The 20,394-nt window shown below is 65.8% G+C and carries 21 protein-coding genes; 11 read left to right on the top strand and 10 right to left on the bottom strand.

What is annotated here, in order from left to right:
* Positions 1-18 precede the first annotated feature (18 nt).
* Positions 19-711, bottom strand: a complete 693-nt coding sequence (locus ASE90_RS17740; protein ID WP_056004026.1) for an energy transducer TonB — start codon at positions 709-711, stop codon at positions 19-21.
* Between the two features lie 222 nt (positions 712-933).
* On the opposite strand from ASE90_RS17740, the gene ASE90_RS17745 reads away from it, so the two are divergent.
* On the top strand, positions 934-1,791 hold the full coding sequence (locus ASE90_RS17745; protein WP_235531936.1) for a hypothetical protein: 858 nt from the start codon (positions 934-936) through the stop codon (positions 1,789-1,791).
* Between the two features lie 4 nt (positions 1,792-1,795).
* On the opposite strand, the gene ASE90_RS17750 is transcribed toward ASE90_RS17745, so the two are convergent.
* Both ASE90_RS17750 and ASE90_RS17755 read right to left on the bottom strand, forming a co-directional pair.
* Positions 1,796-2,539 carry an SDR family oxidoreductase gene (locus ASE90_RS17750; protein ID WP_056004029.1) on the bottom strand — a complete coding sequence of 248 codons (744 nt, stop codon included), beginning with the start codon at positions 2,537-2,539 and terminating at the stop codon, positions 1,796-1,798.
* Positions 2,536-2,907 carry a dihydroneopterin aldolase gene (locus tag ASE90_RS17755; RefSeq protein WP_056004036.1) on the bottom strand — a complete coding sequence of 124 codons (372 nt, stop codon included), beginning with the start codon at positions 2,905-2,907 and terminating at the stop codon, positions 2,536-2,538. Before ASE90_RS17755 ends, ASE90_RS17750 begins: the two co-directional genes overlap by 4 nt.
* 139 nt (positions 2,908-3,046) lie before the next feature.
* On the opposite strand from ASE90_RS17755, the gene ASE90_RS17760 reads away from it, so the two are divergent.
* Genes ASE90_RS17760 through ASE90_RS17775 form a run of 4 tightly spaced genes read left to right on the top strand, consistent with a single transcriptional unit; the run spans position 3,047 to position 5,932 of the window.
* On the top strand, positions 3,047-3,544 hold the full coding sequence (locus tag ASE90_RS17760; protein ID WP_056004039.1) for a GNAT family N-acetyltransferase: 498 nt from the start codon (positions 3,047-3,049) through the stop codon (positions 3,542-3,544).
* A gap of 41 nt (positions 3,545-3,585) precedes the next feature.
* The gene (locus ASE90_RS17765) at positions 3,586-4,149 is read left to right on the top strand and encodes a DUF1285 domain-containing protein (RefSeq protein WP_056004042.1); all 564 of its coding nucleotides are present in this window, start codon (positions 3,586-3,588) and stop codon (positions 4,147-4,149) included.
* Positions 4,146-4,736 carry a CoA pyrophosphatase gene (locus ASE90_RS17770; RefSeq protein ID WP_056004045.1) on the top strand — a complete coding sequence of 197 codons (591 nt, stop codon included), beginning with the start codon at positions 4,146-4,148 and terminating at the stop codon, positions 4,734-4,736. Before ASE90_RS17765 ends, ASE90_RS17770 begins: the two co-directional genes overlap by 4 nt.
* On the top strand, positions 4,727-5,932 hold the full coding sequence (locus ASE90_RS17775) for a CCA tRNA nucleotidyltransferase (protein ID WP_414889431.1): 1,206 nt from the start codon (positions 4,727-4,729) through the stop codon (positions 5,930-5,932). The genes ASE90_RS17770 and ASE90_RS17775 overlap by 10 nt, the downstream gene beginning before the upstream one ends.
* On the opposite strand, the gene ASE90_RS17780 is transcribed toward ASE90_RS17775, so the two are convergent.
* From ASE90_RS17780 to ASE90_RS17790, 3 genes are all read right to left on the bottom strand, one after another.
* Positions 5,902-7,515 carry a putative bifunctional diguanylate cyclase/phosphodiesterase gene (locus tag ASE90_RS17780; RefSeq protein WP_056004199.1) on the bottom strand — a complete coding sequence of 538 codons (1,614 nt, stop codon included), beginning with the start codon at positions 7,513-7,515 and terminating at the stop codon, positions 5,902-5,904. The genes ASE90_RS17775 and ASE90_RS17780 overlap by 31 nt on opposite strands.
* 198 nt (positions 7,516-7,713) lie before the next feature.
* Positions 7,714-9,966 carry a DNA topoisomerase IV subunit A gene (gene parC / locus ASE90_RS17785; protein WP_056004048.1) on the bottom strand — a complete coding sequence of 751 codons (2,253 nt, stop codon included), beginning with the start codon at positions 9,964-9,966 and terminating at the stop codon, positions 7,714-7,716.
* A 60-nt stretch (positions 9,967-10,026) separates the two neighbouring features.
* The gene (locus ASE90_RS17790; RefSeq protein ID WP_162235112.1) at positions 10,027-10,602 is read right to left on the bottom strand and encodes a TetR/AcrR family transcriptional regulator; all 576 of its coding nucleotides are present in this window, start codon (positions 10,600-10,602) and stop codon (positions 10,027-10,029) included.
* Positions 10,603-10,778: 176 nt separating this feature from the next.
* Here ASE90_RS17790 and ASE90_RS17795 point away from each other — a divergent pair, with 176 nt between their 5' ends.
* From ASE90_RS17795 to purC, 3 genes are all read left to right on the top strand, one after another.
* Positions 10,779-11,615 (top strand): alpha/beta hydrolase, encoded by an 837-nt coding sequence (locus tag ASE90_RS17795; protein WP_235531939.1) that lies wholly within the window; start codon positions 10,779-10,781, stop codon positions 11,613-11,615.
* A gap of 62 nt (positions 11,616-11,677) precedes the next feature.
* Positions 11,678-12,514 (top strand): hypothetical protein, encoded by an 837-nt coding sequence (locus tag ASE90_RS17800; protein WP_056004058.1) that lies wholly within the window; start codon positions 11,678-11,680, stop codon positions 12,512-12,514.
* Between the two features lie 91 nt (positions 12,515-12,605).
* Positions 12,606-13,385 carry a phosphoribosylaminoimidazolesuccinocarboxamide synthase gene (purC, locus tag ASE90_RS17805; protein ID WP_056004061.1) on the top strand — a complete coding sequence of 260 codons (780 nt, stop codon included), beginning with the start codon at positions 12,606-12,608 and terminating at the stop codon, positions 13,383-13,385.
* A 138-nt stretch (positions 13,386-13,523) separates the two neighbouring features.
* Here the strand turns inward: purC and ASE90_RS17810 are convergent, their stop codons facing one another.
* From ASE90_RS17810 to ASE90_RS17825, 4 genes are read right to left on the bottom strand one after another with little or no spacing between them, the layout of a single operon-like run.
* A complete protein-coding gene (locus tag ASE90_RS17810) occupies positions 13,524-15,326 on the bottom strand; it encodes an acyl-CoA dehydrogenase C-terminal domain-containing protein (RefSeq protein ID WP_056004063.1) in 1,803 nt (600 codons plus the stop codon).
* 4 nt (positions 15,327-15,330) lie between these two features.
* Positions 15,331-15,777 (bottom strand): MerR family transcriptional regulator, encoded by a 447-nt coding sequence (locus tag ASE90_RS17815; protein ID WP_056004065.1) that lies wholly within the window; start codon positions 15,775-15,777, stop codon positions 15,331-15,333.
* A gap of 32 nt (positions 15,778-15,809) precedes the next feature.
* Complete coding sequence (locus ASE90_RS17820) at positions 15,810-16,271, bottom strand: EF-hand domain-containing protein (RefSeq protein ID WP_056004068.1); 462 nt, start codon at positions 16,269-16,271, stop codon at positions 15,810-15,812.
* Between the two features lie 43 nt (positions 16,272-16,314).
* Positions 16,315-16,959 carry a squalene/phytoene synthase family protein gene (locus ASE90_RS17825; protein WP_082449918.1) on the bottom strand — a complete coding sequence of 215 codons (645 nt, stop codon included), beginning with the start codon at positions 16,957-16,959 and terminating at the stop codon, positions 16,315-16,317.
* 93 nt (positions 16,960-17,052) lie between these two features.
* On the opposite strand from ASE90_RS17825, the gene ASE90_RS17830 reads away from it, so the two are divergent.
* Genes ASE90_RS17830 through ASE90_RS17840 form a run of 3 tightly spaced genes read left to right on the top strand, consistent with a single transcriptional unit; the run spans position 17,053 to position 20,287 of the window.
* On the top strand, positions 17,053-19,038 hold the full coding sequence (locus ASE90_RS17830; protein ID WP_056004074.1) for a pilus assembly protein: 1,986 nt from the start codon (positions 17,053-17,055) through the stop codon (positions 19,036-19,038).
* Complete coding sequence (locus ASE90_RS17835) at positions 19,035-19,616, top strand: TadE/TadG family type IV pilus assembly protein (protein WP_056004077.1); 582 nt, start codon at positions 19,035-19,037, stop codon at positions 19,614-19,616. Before ASE90_RS17830 ends, ASE90_RS17835 begins: the two co-directional genes overlap by 4 nt.
* Complete coding sequence (locus ASE90_RS17840) at positions 19,610-20,287, top strand: TadE/TadG family type IV pilus assembly protein (RefSeq protein WP_056004079.1); 678 nt, start codon at positions 19,610-19,612, stop codon at positions 20,285-20,287. The genes ASE90_RS17835 and ASE90_RS17840 overlap by 7 nt, the downstream gene beginning before the upstream one ends.
* Positions 20,288-20,394: the final 107 nt, after the last annotated feature.

Here is a 20,394-nt window from a genome sequence, read left to right on the forward strand (position 1 = left end):
GCCGCGAGGCACCCGGTCTTACCGATCGGCAGGCAGCTGCCAGCGAACGCGACGCGACGAACTCGAACGGATCGCGTTACCCGACTGATCGAGTGCCGGCGAGTAGCGGGCGCGGCGTTGCAGGGCCGAGCACGCGGCCCGATCCAGCGCGGCCGAACCGCTCGACGAGGTCACCCGGCAGTTTTCGACGCGGCCCTGGGCGTTGATGTCCCACGAGATCGCCGTGACGCCTTCGTCACCGCTGTTCAGTGCCGACGCAGGATAATCTTCCTGCGTGATCCACTGCGACGGATCGCCCTTTGCACCAGCAGCCTTGCTGATGACCGGTGCCGGCGGCGCAGGCGGCGCAACCGGTGCCGGCGGCGCAGGCGGGCCAGCGGTTGGAATCGGCGCATATGTCGGCGGCGGATTCGTTTGCGTCTGAATCTGCATCGGCGGCGGATTCGGATTCTGGACGATCGGCGGCGGCGACACAACCGGCGGCGGCGACTGCGGCTGCGGCTGATCCGGCGGTGGCGGGGGAGGAGGAATCTCCTCGGGCGGGGGTGGCGGTTCCTCGACGTCGAACGTCTCGGTATCCTCAGTCACCTTCTTCACATATTTATAGGCAAGACCGGAAATGAACGCCCATCCGATCAGCACGTGGAGCAACCCCACGATGATCAGCGCGACGATCCGGCCATTACCTGCTTTTTGATCAGCGTAAGCCATTCAGCAACCAAACTCCTCTAGCCCGGTACATTGGGTCGGTCCGTCCGGCGAAACCGGCGCGCAACGACCGTCGTGTCCGGGGCTACGCGGCATTCCGGACGCGATTGTCTATCGCGGCCTTTTAAACGACGCAAACGCTTTGTCGGACGAAACAATCGTACAATCGCGCCATTACCGAAATAAGTCTGTAACCCAGCATTTCCGGCGATTATGACCGGCAGGATGAAGCGCATTTTCCTAGCCGCGACCGGCATGTCTCTGTTTCTGATCGGGTGTGGCCCGGTCGTCGCGCGTCAGAATGGCACGCCGGATGTTATCGCTACCGAATCATCCGGGCCATCCTACGCGCAACTGGTCAGCCTGTCGCTCGACGGTGATATCGTGCTGGATGCGACGATTCGCTCCGCCGCGCGCATCCCACCGGCCGAAGCGGCCGGACTGGCACCGGGGCATGTCCGGTTCTACGTCACCGTCGATGTCGGCGCGCTGATCCGCGCGAACGGACCGTTGCCGGCGCGCGTCGGCTATCTGGTCGACGTTCCGTTCGATCCGCGCGGCCGAGCGCCCAATCTGAAGCGCCAGCGTGTCATCGCGTTCGCCCGTGTCGTGGCGGGACGTCCCGATCAGATACAATTGCTGACGCCCGATGCGCAATTCGCGTGGAGCCCCGCACTCGACCAGCGGGTGCGCGGTGTCGTTCGCGACGTGCTTGCGCCCGACGCGCCGCCGGCGGTGACCGGGGTCGGCAATGCGTTTCACGTTCCCGGAACGTTGCCCGGCGAGGGCGAAACGCAGATCTTCCTGAAGACCGCCGATGGCAATCCGGTATCGCTGCTGGTCCTGCGCCGGCCGGGCGAGGCGAAGCGCTGGGCTTTGTCGCTGGGCGATATCATTGACGAGGCGGGCGGCGCGCCGCAGCGCGATACGCTGGCATGGTACCGGCTGGCCTGTGGTTTGCCGGACGCCCTGCCCGAGGGAAGCCTGCAAGCGCAGGAAGACGACAATGCGACGATCGCCCGCGAGGATTATGCGTTCGTGCGCGAGCAGTTAGGCCCCTGCAACGACGGTCGCCGCGGCTGAGCGATCAGCGACCGAGGTGGACGAAGTCGCGTTCGAACCGAACCAGCCCCGCCCCGCCGTCGACGAACAGCACCTGACCGGTCGATGCGGTAGCGCCGGCCAGGAAGATCACGGCATCGGCGACCTGATCGGCGGTCGGCAGGCGTTCGAGCGGCATCATTGCCGCCAGTCGCTGCAGTTGGTCGGGATCGTAATCGTCGGTCGCGATGGTCAGCCCCGGCGCGACGCCATTGACGCGGACCGACGGTGCCAGCGCGAGGGCAAGGGTCCGGGTTGCTTCCGCAAGTGCCTGTTTTGACAGGGTATAGGCAAGCTGGTCGCGATGCGGATGGGCGATCCGTTGGTCGAGAATGTTGACGACCGCCGATCCGCCCTGCCCCGCCAATGCCGTGGCGAGCGCGAACGGCGCGGCGGCGTTGACCGCGAAGTGCGCGTTCAGCGATTCGGGCGCGGGATAGCTGTCATCGTCAGCGCGGAAGCACGACGCGTTGTTGACGAGCAGATCGACCCGCCGCCCGAAGCGATCCGCAACCGCCGGAATGAGCGCGACGACCGCCGCCGGATCGGCAAGGTCCGCGGCGAAGGTGGCGTGGCGAGCATCCTCCAGACCCTCGATAATCAAACGATCGGGTTCGCCCGCGCGACTGGCGTGGAGCGCGACGTCGTATCCCGCCTGCGCCAGTCGGACGGCGATCCGGCCGCCCAGCCGGCGATAGCTGCCGGTGACCAGCGCCAGCGGGCGGGTCACCGCCGGTGCCGGACCATCGTGATGCCGATCGATTCGCCGGCTTCGGCAATGGCCAGCTTCACGATGCGGATCTTCACGCGCTGCACGCGCGGATCGGACAGGATGAGGGTGTCGACGATATGGTCGGCCACCCCCTCGATCAGGGTGAAATGCACCCCCGGCGGCAGTGCGTCGGTCGCGGCGTGCTTGAGGTCCATATAGCTTTTGGAGGCCGATAGCGGCGTGTCCGGCGTGAAGCGTTCGGGACAGTCGAGATCGACCGTCATCGAGATCCGCAACGGTTGCGGCAGGTGCGTTTCCTCGGAGTAAATGCCGGTCAGGACATTCACTTCGACATCATGGACTTCCAATTGAAGTGAATCGCGCACTCTGCACCTGTCATCATATGGGAATATCGGCGCGATAGCAGAAGGCGCCGGTAGCGGAAGCGGGGACCGGCGAATCTTGGCCCTTGTGCCTGTCCGTCGCGGCGGTACAGGCGCGCATTCCGTTTCGATTGGACCCGTATTGCCCGACTTGCGCCCCCTCGCCTCCGTTCCCCCGGCCGATGTCGAAGCACTGCTCGATGCGGCGTTCGGGATCGATCGGCATCGGCGAACGGCGTATCGGGTGCGCGAGGGGCTGCAACCGATCGGGGCGCTCAGCTTCGCCTGGGTCGAGGACGGGCGGCTGACCGGATGTATCCAGTGCTGGCCGGTACAGCTCGACACCGATGATGGGCGGGCGGTGCCGATGGTCATGGTCGGCCCGGTCGCGGTCGCGCCCGACCGGCAGGGGACCGGGATTGGACACCGGCTGATGGCCGAAGCGATCGCGGCGGCGGGCAGCGACGCGCCGCTGATGCTGATCGGCGACCTCGAATATTATGGCCGGTTCGGCTTTGGTGCGGAGCGGACCGGCGGGTGGCGGATGCCGGGTCCCTACGAACAGCGGCGGTTGCTGGCGCGCGGCACCGTGCCCGACCATGGCGGCATGGTGGGTCCGCGCATCATCCTCGCGGCGTGAACCCCTTGTGGTGGGCGCGCGGTCCAAGCTAACGGACGCCCATGCCGATGCAGCCCCCCGCCGATTTCGCCTCGCTCTCCCTCGCCGAGGTCGCTCGCCTTGCCGCCGAAGCGAAACTGCCGCCGGTCGATCGCTGGAACCCGACGCATTGCGGCGACAGCGAGATGCGGATCGCCGCCGATGGAACATGGTATCATCAGGGGAGCGCGATCACGCGGGCCGAGATGGTGCGGCTGTTCTCGACGATCCTGCGACGCGAGGCCGATGGATCGCATGTGCTGGTGACGCCGGTCGAGAAGCTGTCGATCGCGGTCGACGATGCGCCGTTCGTGGCGGTCGAGGCGAAGTTGTCGGGTGAGGGCGCACAGGGGCGGATCGCGTTCCGACTGAATACCGACGAGCTGGCGGTGGCCGATGCCGGGCATCCGATCCGGATCGAAGGGGATGCCGATGCGCCGCGCCCCTATCTGCGCGTGCGCGGCGGTATGGATGCGCTGATCGCGCGTCCGGTCTTCTACGAACTGGTCGAGCTGCTGGCGACGGGGCCGGACGGGCGGCGCGGGCTGTGGAGTGAGGGCGCGTTCTTTCCGTTCGAGCCGGCATGACGCTGGCCGACCGGCTGCGCGCGCGGCTGGCGGACCCGGTCGAGGGGTTGCTGACCGGCGATCTGAACGGCGCGGCGCCGATGCCGGAGGGCGGCTGGCGGGCGGCAGCGGTGCTGATCGCGGTGACCGAGCGGGCGGAGCCGGGCGTGTTGCTGACGCAGCGGACCGGCGACCTGCGCACCCATGCGGGTCAGGTGGCGTTTCCGGGCGGCAGCATCGATCCGGCGGATGGCGGGCCGGTCGCGGCGGCGCTGCGCGAGGCGGCGGAAGAGATCGCCTTGCCGCCGCAGACCGCGACCGTGGTGGCGACGCTCGACCGCTATCACACGGTGACCGGGTTCGAGGTCGTACCGGTCCTCGCCACGGTGCCGGCCGACCTGCCGCTGATGCCGGCTCCGCTGGAGGTCGATGCGATCTTCGAGGTGCCGCTGACCGTTCTGCTCGACCGCGCGAACTATCAGGTCGGCAGCCGCTGGCATGAGGGGACCGAGCGATTCTATTACGAACTGATCTTCGGCGAACGGCGCATCTGGGGTGCGACGGCGGCGATGATCCTGAATCTGGCACGACGACTGACATGGCCCTGACCGAACTCCTTCCCCCCGCCCACTGGATGCAGCGCCCCGGGCTCGACCGGCTGGCCGACGCGCTCGACGCCGATGCCGGGGCGGCGCGCTATGTCGGGGGGGCGGTGCGCGATACGTTGCTGGGGCTGGACGTGTCCGACATCGACGTCGCGACGATCCATCCGCCGCAGGAAGTCGTGCGGCGGCTGGAGGCAGCGGGTATCAAGGCGGTGCCGACCGGCATCGCGCACGGCACGATCACCGCGGTCGCCGACGGAACGGTGGTCGAGGTGACGACGCTGCGCCGCGATGTCGCGACCGATGGCCGCCATGCCGAGGTCGCCTTTACCGATGACTGGCAGGCGGATGCGGCGCGGCGCGATTTCACGATGAACGCGCTCTATGCCGATATGCGCAGCCACCGGCTGCACGACTATTTCGACGGGATCGCCGACCTGCGCGCCGGGCGGGTGCGGTTCATCGGCGATCCGTTGCGGCGCATCGCCGAGGATCATCTGCGCATCCTGCGATTCTTCCGCTTCCTCGCGCGGTTCGGCGATGCGCCCGATGCCGACGGGCTGAGCGCCTGTATCGATCGCGCCAACGACCTGATGGCATTGTCGCGCGAGCGGATCGCCGATGAATTGCTGAAGCTGCTGGTCGCGCGCGACGCGGTCGCTGTCCTGCGATTGATGGTCGGGCACGGCATCTGGACGCCGGTGCTGCCCGAGATCGATGCGGCGGCGGTCGAGCGCCTTGCCGCGCTGGCCGCCGGCGAAGCCACTGCCGGAATCGCCCCCGACCCGATCCGCCGGCTTGCCGCGCTGCTCGACACCGGTAATGCCGAGGGCGTCACCGCGCGGCTGAAGCTGTCGAACGCCCATCGCAAGCGGATCGCCACGGCATTGGGCCGCAACGACGCACGGCAAGCGCAGGAGACGGGATACCGGCTGGGCGTCGAGGGAGCGATCGACCAGTTGCTGCTGGCAGGCGAGCCGGAAACAGCGGCGAGCCTGATCGGCTGGACCCGCCCTGCCCTGCCGCTGTCGGGCGGTGCGCTGGTCGCACGCGGCCTTGCGCGCGGACCCGATGTCGCAAAGGCATTGAGGCTGGTCGAGGATCGCTGGATCGCGGAAGGATTTCCCGGCGCCGCGCGGACCGGCGCCATCGCCGACGACGTCGTCGCTCAGGCGTTGCGCGCCACCAGCATCGCATAGGCCGCATCGGCGTCGATCGGCTTCGAATAGAAATAGCCCTGCCCGAACGCGCAGCCGAGCGCGACGAGCGTCTGTTCAAGTTCCTGCGTCTCGATCCCCTCGGCCGTGGTGCGCATGCCAAGCGCCTGGGCAAGGCTGAGGATCGCACGCACGATCGCCACCTTGTCGCGATCGGCGAGCATGCCCGACACGAAGCTGCGGTCGATCTTGAGCTTGTCGATCGGCAGCTTCTGCAGATAGGCGAGGTTCGAATAACCGGTGCCGAAATCGTCCATCGCGATCGTGGCATGCATGGCCTTCAACGCCAGCATCGTCTGCAGCGTGCTATCGGGATCGACGATGAACGCGCTTTCGGTCAGTTCGATGGTGAAGCGATCGCCCGTCAGGTCGTGGCGCGACAGCACTTCGGCAAACATCGCGGCGATATCGTCGCGCTGAAGCTGCACCGCCGACAGGTTGACCGCCATCCTGGCACCGCAATGCCCGCCGGATTGACGATCCCAAAGCGCGAGCGCCCGCGCCGCTTCATCCATGGCCCAGCGGCCAAGCGGCACGATCAGGCCCGATTCCTCGGCGACGGGGATGAAATCGACCGGCGAGATGTGCTGCCCATCGGGCGTCTGCCACCGCGCCAGCGCCTCGAAACTATTGATGCGGCCGTTCGACAGGTCATAGATCGGCTGGAACGCCAGCCGGAGCTGCCGTTCCTCCAGCGCGGTGCGCAACCGCGTCTCGATCGAAAACTGGCTGCGGACGATATCGAACAGATGCGGGCGATAGATTTCGGTCTGGCCGGTCCGTTTCGACCGCTTCACCGCGAATTGCGCGTGGCGGATCAGATCCTCGGCTTCGTCCTCGGTATCCTCACCCAGCGCGATACCGATCGAGCAATCGACACTGATGCTGAAATCGGACAGCTGGAACGGCTGGACGAGTGCCTGTTGCAGGCGACCGGCGACCAGAATCGCATCGTCCGGCCCCCCACGCAACGTCAACAGCACCGCGAATTCATCGCCACCCGTGCGCGCCAGTACGTCGCAGCCGCGCAATACGCCTTTCAGGCGGCGCGCGACCGAGATCAGCAATTCGTCGCCCGACAACGACCCCATGCACGCGTTGACGCGGCTGAACCGGTCGAGATTGATCGCCAGCACCGCATAGCGCGCGCGCTTGCCGTCCGCGATCCGTTCATCGACCAGATCGCCAAAGCCCATACGGTTCGCCAGCCCGGTCAGCGAATCGGTATTCATCTCCCGCCGCAGGCTGGCTTCGGTCCGCTGTTCGGCGGTCTGATCGAGCAGCGTCATCAGACAGCTGGCGACCGAGACCCTGTCGGGACAGCGGGCCAGCGTGACGTCGTAATAACGGCTGTCCACCGAATCGCCGATTTGCAGCGGGACGGAACATCGGGTTTCGGCCGAGGTCAGAAACGTCGCGATCCGATCTCCGATCGCGTCGAGCAGCGCCGCTTCCCCGCCGCAGACGAAGCCCGCCGCGCGAAAGGCCATGTTGTTCGCGATGAACACCAGTCGCCCGTCGATCAGATCGACGATCGCCGTCGGCGCGGGGATCAGGTCCAGCATTGCCGTGTCGGCATCGAACGACGAACCCGGTACTTTCGACGGTTCAGCCCGAACGGCGACGGAGTCGTCCGAAACCGGATGCGTCCTGAACGCGGAAAGGAACTGCCGACCGAAAGCCATTTGCATCGCTGTACCGCGACGATGGTTAAAAGCTTCTGAAGCCCGGCAAGCTATTCGAACGGATATGCACGTCGCCCGTCAGAAGCGGTTGTCGCGAGGGAAGCCGTTGGGTGGCATCCGCCCGGCCGCACCGCGTGCGGCGCGCCACGGCGTCAGATCGCCCTCGGTACGGACGCGCCCGGTCTCTCCGCCCATCGTCCAGGTCAGCCCGTCGCCGAACCGCAAGGTCCGCGCATCCGACAGGCCGCCATCGCGGAACCGTTGCAGCTGAACCCCCTGCCCACGGGCCATTTCCGCGAGTTCGGACAGCGGAAAGAGCACGAGCTTGCGATTGTCCCCGATCGCCGCGACATAATCATCCTCCGGCGCGATGGGCCGGACGATCTTCAGCTTGGCACCGGGGCGCGGTGCCATCACCTGCTTGCCCTTGCGGGTTTCGGCAAGCACGTCGGCGATCCGCACCGCAAAGCCGCGACCATCGGTCGCCGCCAGCAACAGCCGATCGGATGTCGCCGCGCGGAACAGCCCGACGATCCGGGCATCGCCGTCGAGATCGATCATCGCCCGCACCGGCTCGCCGAATCCGCGTCCGCCGGGCAGCTTGTCGGCACCCAGCGTGTAGAAACGCCCGCCATCGGTGGTCAGCAACAACTTGTCGGTCGTGTGCGCGTGAAAGGCGAAGGCCGGACCGTCGCCTTCCTTGAACCGTGCGGTATCGGCGGAGGCGAGGTCGACATGCCCCCTGAGCGCCCGTACCCAGCCGCGTTGCGACAGGATGATGGTCAGCGGCTCGCGCTCGATCATCGCCTCTGCCGGGATTTCGCGTGCCGGGGCGGCTTCCTCGATCGAAGTACGGCGGGCGCCGAGCGCGGTGTCGCTGCCATAGCGGTCGCGCATCTTCGACAGGTCGCGCTTCATGCGGGTCCGCTGCCGGGCCTCGCTGGACAGCAGCAGCGTCAGTTCGGCCTGCTCCTTTTCCAGCTTCGACCGCTCGCCGCGAATCTCCATTTCCTCTAGCTTGCGCAAGGATCGCAGCCGCATGTTGAGGATCGCTTCGGCCTGTCGGTCGGTCAGGGTGAATTCGGCGATCAGCACCGGCTTTGGTTCATCCTCGGTGCGGATGATCGCGATCACCCGGTCGAGGTTGAGATAGGCAGCCAGATAGCCGTCGAGCAATTCGATCCGGTCGGCGATTCTGGCAAGCCGGTGCTCGCTACGCCGGCGCAGGACGACGAACTGGTGATCGACCCATGCCTTCAGTGCCTCGCGCAGCGACATGACGCGCGGGGTGCGATCCTTGTCGAGCACGTTGAGGTTGAGGGGGATGCGCGATTCGAGGTCGGTCAGCCGGAACAGCCCGTCCATCAGCACCTGGTGGTCGACGGTGCGGCTGCGCGGTTCGAGGACGATGCGGATCTCGGCATCCGATTCGTCGCGAACGTCGGTCAGGATCGGCAGCTTCTTGTCGTTGATGAGCGCGGCGATCTGTTCGATCAGCTTGCCCTTCTGCACGCCGTACGGAATCTCGGTGATGACGATCTGCCAGCCGCCGCCTTTCTCCCGTTCGATCGTGTGGCGCGCACGGACGCGAAAGCCACCACGACCGGTGGCATAGGCTTCGCGGATCGCGGCGGGGGTATCGGCGACGATACCGCCGGTGGGAAAATCGGGGCCGCGCACATAAGCGAGCACGGCGGCGTCATCCGCATCCGGCCGGTCGATCAGCACGATCGCGGCCTCGTACAATTCGGCGGCGTTGTGCGGCGGTACGCTGGTCGCCATGCCGACGGCGATGCCGCTGGCCCCGTTGGCGAGCAGATTGGGGAACAGGCCCGGAAACAGTTCGGGCTCCTGCTCCTCGCCGTTATAGGTCGGGCGGAAGTCGGTAGCGTCCTCGTCGAGGCCCGCCATCAGGTCGATCGCGACCTGCGTCAGCCGCGCTTCGGTATAACGGTAGGCGGCGGCATTATCGCCATCGATGTTGCCGAAATTGCCCTGTCCGTCGACCAGCGGATAGCGCAGCGCGAAATCCTGTGCGAGGCGGACCATCGCGTCATAGACCGACTGGTCGCCATGCGGATGGTATTTGCCGATCACGTCGCCGACGACGCGCGCGCATTTCTTGTACCCCGATGCGGGATCGAGCTTCAGCAGCCGCATCGCCCACAACAGCCGGCGATGCACCGGCTTCAGCCCGTCGCGCACGTCGGGCAACGACCGGGCCGTGATCGTCGACAGCGCGTAGACGAGATAACGCTCGGACAATGCGCTGTCGAACGGTGCATCGAAGATGCCGATCGGCGTCGAAGGGTCGGTCAGTTCACTTGCCATCACAACCGCGATAGCAGGCGAACCCCGCCTCTGCGATAGGCGAAATGGAACGAACCGGGATCAGGCCGCCTGTCGCCCGTCGGATACGCGCACCGCACCCGGTTCACCATCGGCCAGCGCCACCACATCGGCGACGATGCCCTGCCATTCGGTGTCGCTCATTTCGATCAGGCCGAACAGCCGCATGAGGAACGCCCCCTCCATCGCGAGGAACGCCAGCCGCAGCCGGCGACCCGCGTCGGTGGTGACGTCGATCAGGTCGATCCGCTCACGATACCATTTGCGCACCAGCACCATATGCTGCGGCGAATTGAGGACCGAGACCAGCAGGCTGGGCGCCCCCCGCCGCGAACGATCGTTATAATCGGCGGCGTAATCGATATGGACCCGGGCCGGGCAGGTGCCATCGGCGGCACCCAGTTCGGCGATGCGTTCGGCATATTCGTCCTGCCACCGCTCGAACATCGCGGCGATCAGCGATTCCTTGCTGCGAAAACTGTATTGCACACCGCCGTTGGTGATGCCCATATGCTCCGCGACGGCGGCGATGGTCAGGCCGACCGGGCCCTTTTCCAGCGTCACCGACTCGGCGGCATCCAACAGCTTGTCACGCTCGATCGTACGAGTTCTTCCCACTTCCACGCCCCTTTGCAGCCGGCATACCGCCGGCCAAACCCTTCCCCGCGGCCCCCTTAGCGCAAAATTATCCGCCCGCGCGATTTTTATTATACGATTCATCATTATGGGTACGGTTGCGACACTCGGTGGATCGGACTGCAACAATGGCTGAATGCGTCACGTCATGGACCGCAATGTGTTGGCCCGACCTGACCCGGCGACCGCGCCCCGATCCGGACCGGACGTTCCACTACGGGTCGGACCGGTTGCAGGTGGTCGACCTGTGGTTGCCCGCGGGCGATCCCGCCACGTGCCGGCCGATCGTGCTGATGGTGCATGGAGGATGCTGGCAGAGTTCGATCGCCGACCGGCGGCTGATGGACTGGATTGCCGCCGATCTTCGCGCGGACGGCATCGCCGTGTGGAATATCGACTATCGCGGGGTCGACCGCGATGGCGGCGGTTATCCGGGGACGTTTCTCGACGCGGCGGCGGCGGCCGATGTGCTGCGCGACCATGCCGGGACGTACGCCCTCGACCTGTCGCGGATCGTCGCGGTCGGACATTCGGCGGGCGGGCATCTGGCGCTGTGGCTCGCCGCGCGGCATCGCCTTCCCGGCGATAGTCCGCTGGCGACCGACGATCCGTTGCCGATCGCGCATGTCGTCAGTCTGGGCGGTCTGCCCGATCTTGCCGCGGTCGAAGCCAGCCCGGACAATGGCTGCGGGACGGAGGTCGTCGCGCAACTGGTCGGGGGGGACCGGGTCGATCGCTTCGCCGATACCTCCGTCGTCGAGCTGCTGCCGGTCGGGGTGCCGATCGACCTGATCGACGGCGCGCAGGACGAGATCGTTCCCGCCGCGATGGCACCGGCCTTTGCCGAAGCCGCCCGCGCCGCCGGAGACCGGGTGGTGATGCAACGGATCGCGGAAACCGGCCATGTCGAGCTGATCGCACCGGAAACGCCGGCATGGGCCGCGGCCAAGGCCTCGATCCGGCGCGCCTTGTCGAGCGCCACCCCCTTCGAATAGCGGCGGATTGCATCCGCCTTATTTCTGCCCTATTTTAGCCACGAATAAGGCAGGAGTTGTCGATGACCCGTTCGCGTTCGACCTTGATCATCATGGCCGCCGTCTCCGCTGCGCTTGCCGGTTGCGGCCGACCCGATACCGCCGACGAGACGGGATCGACCGATCAGGATGCCCCGCCAGGCGTCGAGGTGACCGCTGCGCCGGGCGTCGCGTTCCGATACGACTACGCCTTCCGCCTGCCAGCGCAGCGGATCGCCGCAGCACAGGAACGCCATGCCGAGGCATGCGAGCGACTAGGTCCGGACCGCTGCCGGATCACCGGGATGCGCTATCTCCGCTCGCCGAAGAACGACGTCACCGCCGATCTGCAGTTCAGCATCGTCCCCGCCCTTGCGCGCGGCTTCGGCCGCGATGCAATCGGAGTGGTCGAACGCAGCGAAGGCGGCGTGCGCAGCGTCAATGTCAGTGGCGAGCACGTTGGCGCAACCATCGACGCCGCCAGAACCGCGCGCAACGCTGCCGCCGCCGAACGCGCCACCGTCGAGAAGCGGATCGCGGACGGCAATCGTTCGACCGCGACCGAACTGGAACGGCAGCGCGCCGATCTGGCGCGGACGATCCGGGACGCCGATGCGCAGGCCGCCGGGCAACGCGCGCTCCTGAATGCGACGCCGGTCGCGTTCCATTACGAATCGGGCAAGGCCGCCCCGGGCTTCGAAACCCGGTCGCCGCTGGCACAGGCGGGCGAACTGCTCGGCTGGTCGGCGGGCGTAACGTTCAGCACGGTGCTCAATCTGCTTGGGCTGCTGCTGCCACCGATGTTGCTCGCGGCGATTCTGGCCGGGCTGTTCGTTGGCGGGCGGCGGTTCGTGCGACGGCGGATCGCGCCCGCGGCGTGATTGCGCGCCCGGCCCCCTTGGGCTATGCGGCGGCTTTCTACACCGGCCACGGGCATCCCCCGGGCCGGCCCGTTTCGTCGAAGGGAATCGCATGGCTCGCCGCCGCCAGATTTACGAAGGCAAGGCAAAGATCCTGTACGAGGGTCCGGAGCCGGGTACGCTGATCCAGTATTTCAAGGATGACGCCACCGCTTTCAACGCCCAGAAAAAGGGCACGATCAACGGCAAGGGCGTGCTGAACAACCGGATTTCCGAGCACGTCTTCACGCTGCTCGGCAATATCGGGGTGCCGACCCACTTCATCCGCCGGCTTAACATGCGCGAGCAGTTGATCCGTCAGGTCGAAATCGTGCCGATCGAGGTCGTGGTGCGCAACGTCGCCGCGGGTTCGCTGTCGAAACGGCTGGGCATCGAGGAAGGGCAGCAGCTGCCGCGCACGATCGTCGAATATTATTACAAGGACGATGCGCTGGGCGATCCGATGGTATCGGACGAACACATCCTGTGCTTCGGCTGGGCCGCGCAGGACGAATTGCACGAGATGGCCGACATGGCGATCCGCGTGAACGACTTCCTGTCCGGGCTGTTCGCCGGGATCAACATCCGGCTGGTCGACTTCAAGCTCGAATTCGGTCGCATCTGGGACAATGATTTCAGCCGGATCATCCTGGCCGACGAAATCAGCCCCGATGGCTGCCGCCTGTGGGACATGACCACCAACGAGAAGCTCGACAAGGATCGCTTCCGTCGCGATCTCGGCGGCGAAGTCGAAGCCTATCAGGAGGTCGCGCGCCGGCTGGGCCTGATGCCCGAAGGCGCGGACTCGGCGGTCCTCGACCTCGAGACGCATCGCAAGAAGCGCGAGAAGTAAGACTCCACCCGACCAGAACGTCATCCCGGCGAAAGCCGGGATCCACGGACGGGGTGTCGCCAATGGCGCTTGCCGTCGCTGCCGTCGCGCATCCATGGGTTCCGGCTTTCACCGGGATGACGGTTCTGACGGGTGCCCCTACCCCCGCGCGAACATCGCCGGGTCGAGCGCCATCACCGCATCGGCCCCGCCTTCGACCTTGCGCCGCAGGGCACCGGTGTCGGGGATGATGCGTTCGGCATAGAAGCGCGCGGTTACCCGCTTGCCCTCGACGAACGTCGGATCGCCTTCGCCCGATGCCGCCAGTGACTCAGCCGCGGTCAGCATCCGCAGCCACATCAGTCCGGTCGCGACGATCCCCATGATGTGCATATACGAATGCGCGCCCGCCCCGACATGGTTCGGGTTCTGCATCCCGTTGGCCATGAACCACATCGTCGCCGCCTGCAGGTCCTTGAGCCCGCGCTCCAGCCGCTCGGCGAAGTCGCGGGTCGCATCCGCGCCCTTCGCTGTCGCGATTTCCTCGGCTGTGATGCGGAAGAAATGCTGGATCGCACGCCCGTTATTCTGCGCCAGCTTGCGCCCGACCAGATCCATCGCCTGCACGCCGTTGGTGCCTTCATAGATCATCGCGATCCGGGCATCGCGGACATATTGCTCCATGCCCCATTCGGCGATGTAGCCGTGCCCGCCATAGACCTGCTGCGCATTGGTCGCGACGTCATAGCCCTTGTCGGTGCCATAGCCCTTGATGACCGGAGTCAGCAGCGACACCAGATCGTCGGCCAGCTCGCGCGTCGCCGCATCCTCGCTCATATGCGCCAGATCGACCTGCAACGCGCCCCACAGGCACAGCGCGCGCAGCCCCTCGGTCAGCGCCTTGCCCTCCATCAGCATCCGCCGTACATCGGGATGGACGAACAGCGTATCGGCCTTTTCCTGCGGTTGCGCGGGGCCGGTCAGCGCCCGGCCCTGTCGCCGGTCGCCGGCATAGATCACCGCATTCTGATAGGCGGTTTCGGCAACACCCAGACCCTGCAACCCGACGCCGAGGCGCGCCGCGTTCATCATGATGAACATCGCGGCCAGCCCCTTCATCTCGTCCCCGACCAGCCAGCCCTTTGCGCCGTCATAGTTCATGACGCAGGTCGAATTCGCGTGGATGCCCATCTTGTGCTCGATCGAGCCGCACGTCACCGGATTACGCGCGCCGAGCGACCCGTCGTCGTTCACGAGGAATTTCGGCACAACGAACAGCGAAATCCCCTTCGAGCTTTCCGGCGCACCCGGCGTCTTGGCAAGGACGAGGTGGATGATGTTGTCGGTCAGGTCATGCTCGCCCGACGAGATGAAGATCTTGGTGCCGGTGATCGCCCACGACCCGTCGTCGTTCGGCACGGCGCGCGTCTTGATAAGACCGAGATCGGTGCCGCATTGCGGCTCGGTCAGGTTCATGGTGCCGCCCCATTCGCCCGACACCATCCTGGGCACATACATCGCCTGCTGTTCGGGGTTGCCCTTGACCAGCAAGGCGGCGATCGCGCCGTGCGTCAGCCCGGGATACATGGCAAATGCCATGTTGGCGGAGATCAGATATTCCTCGAACGCGGTCGCGACGACATGCGGCATCGCCTGCCCGCCAAACGCCTCCGGTGCCGACAGCGTGCCCCAACCCGATTCGACGAACTGGCGATAGGCCTGCTTGAACCCGTCGGGCGTGGTCACGCTGCCATCGGGATGGCGAGTGCAGCCCTGCAGGTCGCCCGATGCGTTCAGCGGAAACAGCACTTCGGCGACGAAGCGACCGCCCTCCTCCAGCACCGCCTCGACCGTATCGGGCGTGGCATTGGCGAAACCAGGCAGCGCGGCATGATCGCCGATCCTGAGCACATGATCGAGGATGAAGCGGGTGTCGCGGACCGGCGGGGTATAGCTGGGCATCGGGTCAATCCTTCTCCGGGGAGGCGCCCTCTGACGGGGCGGTCTGGTACGGCAGCGCTTCGATGGTCGTCACGAAGTCGCTCAGTTCGGCGATCGCGGCATCGATGTCGCGCCGCTGGTTTTCGAGCAGCGCGATCCGGTCACGGCATTTCTGGACGGTGACCTGCCGCTGCACGACGCGGCCGTCGCCGATATCGTACAGGTCGATCATCTCGCGAATATCGGCAAGGCTGAACCCGACCCGCTTGCCGCGCAAGATCCACGCAAGCCGCGCCCGATCACGTTGTGAATAGATGCGGGCGAGGCCGCGCCGTTCGGGCGCGATCAGCCCCTCATCCTCATAAAAGCGCAGCGCGCGCGCGGTCACGCCGAATTCGTTGCACAGGTCGGTGATCGAGAAGCGATCGGCTTGCCCGGGCGAGGGAGGGGACAAGGAGGCTGCGAGTTGCATGACCCGCAAGCTACTTTACGTTGACGTGAACGTCAACCTTCCTCGCCGGACGCTGGTGCCGGTGGGCAGTCGACCCGTTTCGCCGGCTTGCGCCTGACCGCGGTCGTCGCGAATTCGGCGGCGTCGAGCGCGCCGTCGCGGCCCTTGTCCGCTGCCGCAAACTTCGTGCTGGTTTTGATCGCCCATTCGTCGAAGGTCAGACGCCCATCGCCATTGGTGTCGAGCTTCGCATAGGCCTTGCGCCGCGAGGTCAGATACTCGTCGCGGGTGATGCGGCTGTCGCGATCCTTGTCATAGCGGTCGAAACGCTTCTGTTCGCGCGTGCGCGGCGATGCGGCGGGCGGTTCGGGGATTTCGGCGTCCGCCGTTTGCGCCGTCGCGGACGGTGCCGGCGGCGGCGGCAGTTTCTCGGTCGCCGCAACCCCGCGGAACAGGAACAGCCCCGCCGCGACCAGCGCCAAGGCCGACCCTACCCCCGCCAGGAACCGCCACATCGCTTACCCCCCCCGATTGCCGGTGCCCGGTATCGGTCAGCCGCTATCGCCCGGCAAGTCCGAACCACGCCAGTCGCGCCGCCCGTTTCGACCCGCCGGGTGCCACCCGTGCCAGATCGAGCCGCGCCGACAACGCCAGCATGCCGAGCGGCCGGGCGACCCTGCGCAGCGGCGTCGCCAGCGCCTCACGGGCCAGCGCGCCGGCGGTTTCGGCGGTCGCGGACTCGTCGACATGGTGTAACAGGTCGGCCAGCGCCCACCCCTGCCCCAGCATCGTCGCCCGGTCGACATCGCCGCCGAGGATCGCGGCCGCCAGCGCGAACAACTGCCCGCCCCGTTCCGCCCCGAACCGGCGCAACGCCTTGCGATCGAGCGTTTCCTCCTCGATCAACACTTCCCAGCCCTCGACCACCTTTGCCAGCGCCGCGCCGGTAACGCCGCGTGGCAGCACGGTTTCGGCGAGCGCGGTTAGGACCGGCATGGCGGGCGGCGGGGCGTGGTCCAGCTTGGCCAGTTGTTCGCGCCACCACGCCAGCCGGATCTGGCCGATCGCCGGCTGGGTCGTGGTCCGGACGACATCGGCCAGCGCGGCGTCGAGCGCCAGCAGCGCCAACAATGCCGCGCGCCGTCCGTCGTCGGGGGCATAGGCCAGTGCGAGGCTGCGTTCGGGATCGGGATCGATGTGCATCGGTCCCGTCAGCGCAGGTCTTTACAGTCCGTCAACCCCGATCTGGCAAACAAGCCATCGATTGCGCGACTTTGGCGCTGGGATGGACGGGCAATGATCGGACGCGGACGGGATCGGGGACGATCGGGCGGCTTTCTCACGCGGCTGGTGCACGATCGTGGCGGCAATACGCTGGCGATGATGGCGGTCGCGATGATCCCCCTCCTCGGCATGGCGGGATCGGCGATCGATACCGCGCGGGTTTATTACGTCAAGGTTCGCCTGCAACAGGCGTGCGATGCCGGCGCGCTGGCTGGCCGGAAGTTCATGAACGGCAACGACTTCAACGACGCGGCCAACTCGCAGGCGCGCGCCTTCTTCGCGAATAATTTCCAGACGGGATCGATGGGATCGGAGGCCCCCGTCTTCACGCCGGTCAAGACCGACGCGGGACAGGTCGCGGCGACCGCATCGGTCACCGTGCCGATGACGGTGATGCGGATGGCGGGATTCGAACCGGTCACGGTCTCGGTCGCCTGCGAAGCCAGGCTCGAAATTCCAAATCTCGATATCATGTTCGTTCTCGATACGACCGGATCGATGACGGAAACCAATGTCGGCGACAGCGCCGACCGGATCACCGGCCTGCGTCAGGCCGTCATGAACTTCTACGATACGCTAGACCGCGCCAAAAAGCCCGGAACGGAAATCCGCTATGGCGCGGTACCCTATTCGGCCAACGTCAATGTCGGCATGTTGCTGCGCCCCGAATGGATGGTCGACAAGGCCGATTACCAGTCCCGCCGCTATTTGGGTCCCGAGACGACCAAGGCTCCGGATACGGTGGACAACGCCGACTGGGTAACGACTGCCGGATCATGGCAGAAAAAGAGCGGTTCGATCGTAACGAGCAAAAGCTTCGGCAGGCCGGAGGATTGTAGCCCGTCGGCAAGTACCGTGAACACATCGCAAACCGACACGACGTGGAAGGATGCTGGCAAGGGGAACGGCAGCCAGACGATCACCTATACCCGGACCCGTACCGGTAGCGCCTATTCGACGAAAGTCGTCAATGCGCGTTGTGAGATCACCGAAACGTCGTACCGCAGTTACGTCGAAACGCGGACCGATACGCGCGTTCCAAACCCGAACAAGGGCCAGACCAAAGCCGGTGCCACGACAACTACGTATTGGTGGTCGTACGAGTCGGTCAACGTACCCGTTTCGAGGTTGAAGGGCACGGGTGCGCGCATCAGCGGCGGATCGATTTCCATGAACATCGCCGCACAGGGCAAGTCGCGAACGATCACCTGGAATCAGCAGAATGGCTGCATCGAGGAGCGCAAGACCGTCCGGCAGTCGACCTACGATACCATTCCATCCGACGCGTACGACCTGAACATCGACATGGTCCCCGATCCCTCCAACGACGACACTCGTTGGAAACCATGGCTGCCCGCCGCGGTGTTCGCCCGGGAAAGCTTCACCAAATGGTCTGTCCCCGCAGTGCGCTCGAACCTCGACTTCACGAACCTTCAGGACGTGAATAGCGGCCAGAACGCTCCTTGCCCTTCGCCGGCAAAGCTGTTGCAGGCATTTACGCGTACCGACCTGCAAAGCTACGTCAATAGCCTGATCGTCGGGGGCAAGACCCACCATGATATCGGCTTTCTGTGGGGCCTGCGCCTGATGTCGCGCGACGGCATCTTCGGGGACGTCGTCAACACCGGATTGAACGGTGCGAAAAATGCGCAGCACCTGATCTTCATGACCGACGGCGAAACCGATACCGATAACACGGTGTACGAGGCCTATGGCTTGTCGGGGCTGGATCGTCGCCGCACGACGAGCTTCACGACGAACGACGCGCAGAATAACGAACAGGACACCATCGTCGCCAATCGCCTGCTGGCATTGTGTCAGGTCGCGCGGCGCAAGGACATTACCGTCTGGGTCATCGCGTTCGGCACGACGATGCCCGCGCTGCTCAGCAACTGCACGACGGAGGGGCGTTCGTTCGAGGCGAGCAACACCGCCCAGTTGAACGCCGCGTTCACCAACATCGCCGCGCAGATCGCCAAGCTGCGGGTGTCGAAATGATCGTGCGGATCGCGCGCGATCGGCGCGGCGCGACCATCATCGAATTCGCGTTGCTCGCCCCCGTCCTGCTGCTGTTGCTGATGGGCCTGTTCGACCTGTGCTACCGGTCGTACGCCCAGGCAATCCTGACGGGCGCGCTACAGGCCGCCGCGCGCAAGGGCACGCTGGAGGGTAATGCGACCACGTCCGCCTCCCAAGCCATCGACGAAGCGGTTATTCAGCAGGTGCGACCGGTCGCGCCGAACCTGACCTGGATCAGCAAGCGACTGCATTATCGCAACTATGACGGCGTCGAAGCCGAACCGTTCGACGACGTCAACAGCAACAATCGCCGTGATCCCGGGGAATGCTTCACCGACACCAACAGCAATGGCCTGTGGGATTCCGATCCGGGTACCACCGGTCAGGGCGGTGCGAACGACATCACCGTCTATACCGTAGAGATCACCTATCCCCGCCTGTTTCCGCTGACCGGACTGATGGGCTGGTCCTCCGATCAGACAATCTCGGCGTCCAGCGCACTCAAGAACCAGCCCTATGATACGCAGAGCGCGGCCACACCGGAGCGGATATGCTGATGATCACGGCCCGCCGACTGCACGATCTGCACCATGCCCGGCGCGGCGTCGCCCTGCTGGAATTCGCGCTGGCATTGCCCGTCGTCCTTACCATAGGGCTGTGCGCGGTCGAATTGTGCAATTTCGGCGTCCAGCAGCTTCGGCTGAGTCAGGCGACGCAGACGCTCGCCGACAATATCTCGCGCGTCGGCGTCGACACCAACGCTGCGACGCAACAGCTGCGCGAGGCTGACGTGAACGAGGTGATCGGCGGGCTGCGCCGGCAAACCGAAGCACTGGGCGTCACCACCAACGGCCGGGTGACGATTTCCAGCCTCGAGACGAAGGACGGCGCGCAGTGGATCCACTGGCAGCGCTGCGTCGGGCTGAAACGTGGTCCGGGCTATGATTCGAGTTTCGGCCGCGAAGGCGATGGCGGAACATCGGGCAGCCCGTTTCGGGGAATGGGCGACCCGGCCAAGCCGGTGCAGGCACCCGATCGCGCGGCAGTGATCTTCGTCGAGATCAATTTCGACTATCAGCCGCTGCTACCGACCTTTTTCCTCGGCAACCCGAAATTGCAGCAGACCTCCGCCTTCATCGTGCGCGACAATCGCTTGCTGGAGGAGGGCGTGCGCGATCCGGTGCCGCAGGTGAAGCAACGCATGACCTGCGACCGCTACACCGTCTGAGGGTCCATCCGAAATTCACGCGAAGGCGGATTTGAAGGCCGTCCGTTCCGGAAACCGGTAGCGTGATCGGCACGTCGCGGGTCCGGCACATTCCCGAACCGACGCGG

Origin of the sequence: Sphingomonas sp. Leaf67, from assembly GCF_001421965.1 — a bacterium.
GTDB lineage: Bacteria > Pseudomonadota > Alphaproteobacteria > Sphingomonadales > Sphingomonadaceae > Sphingomonas.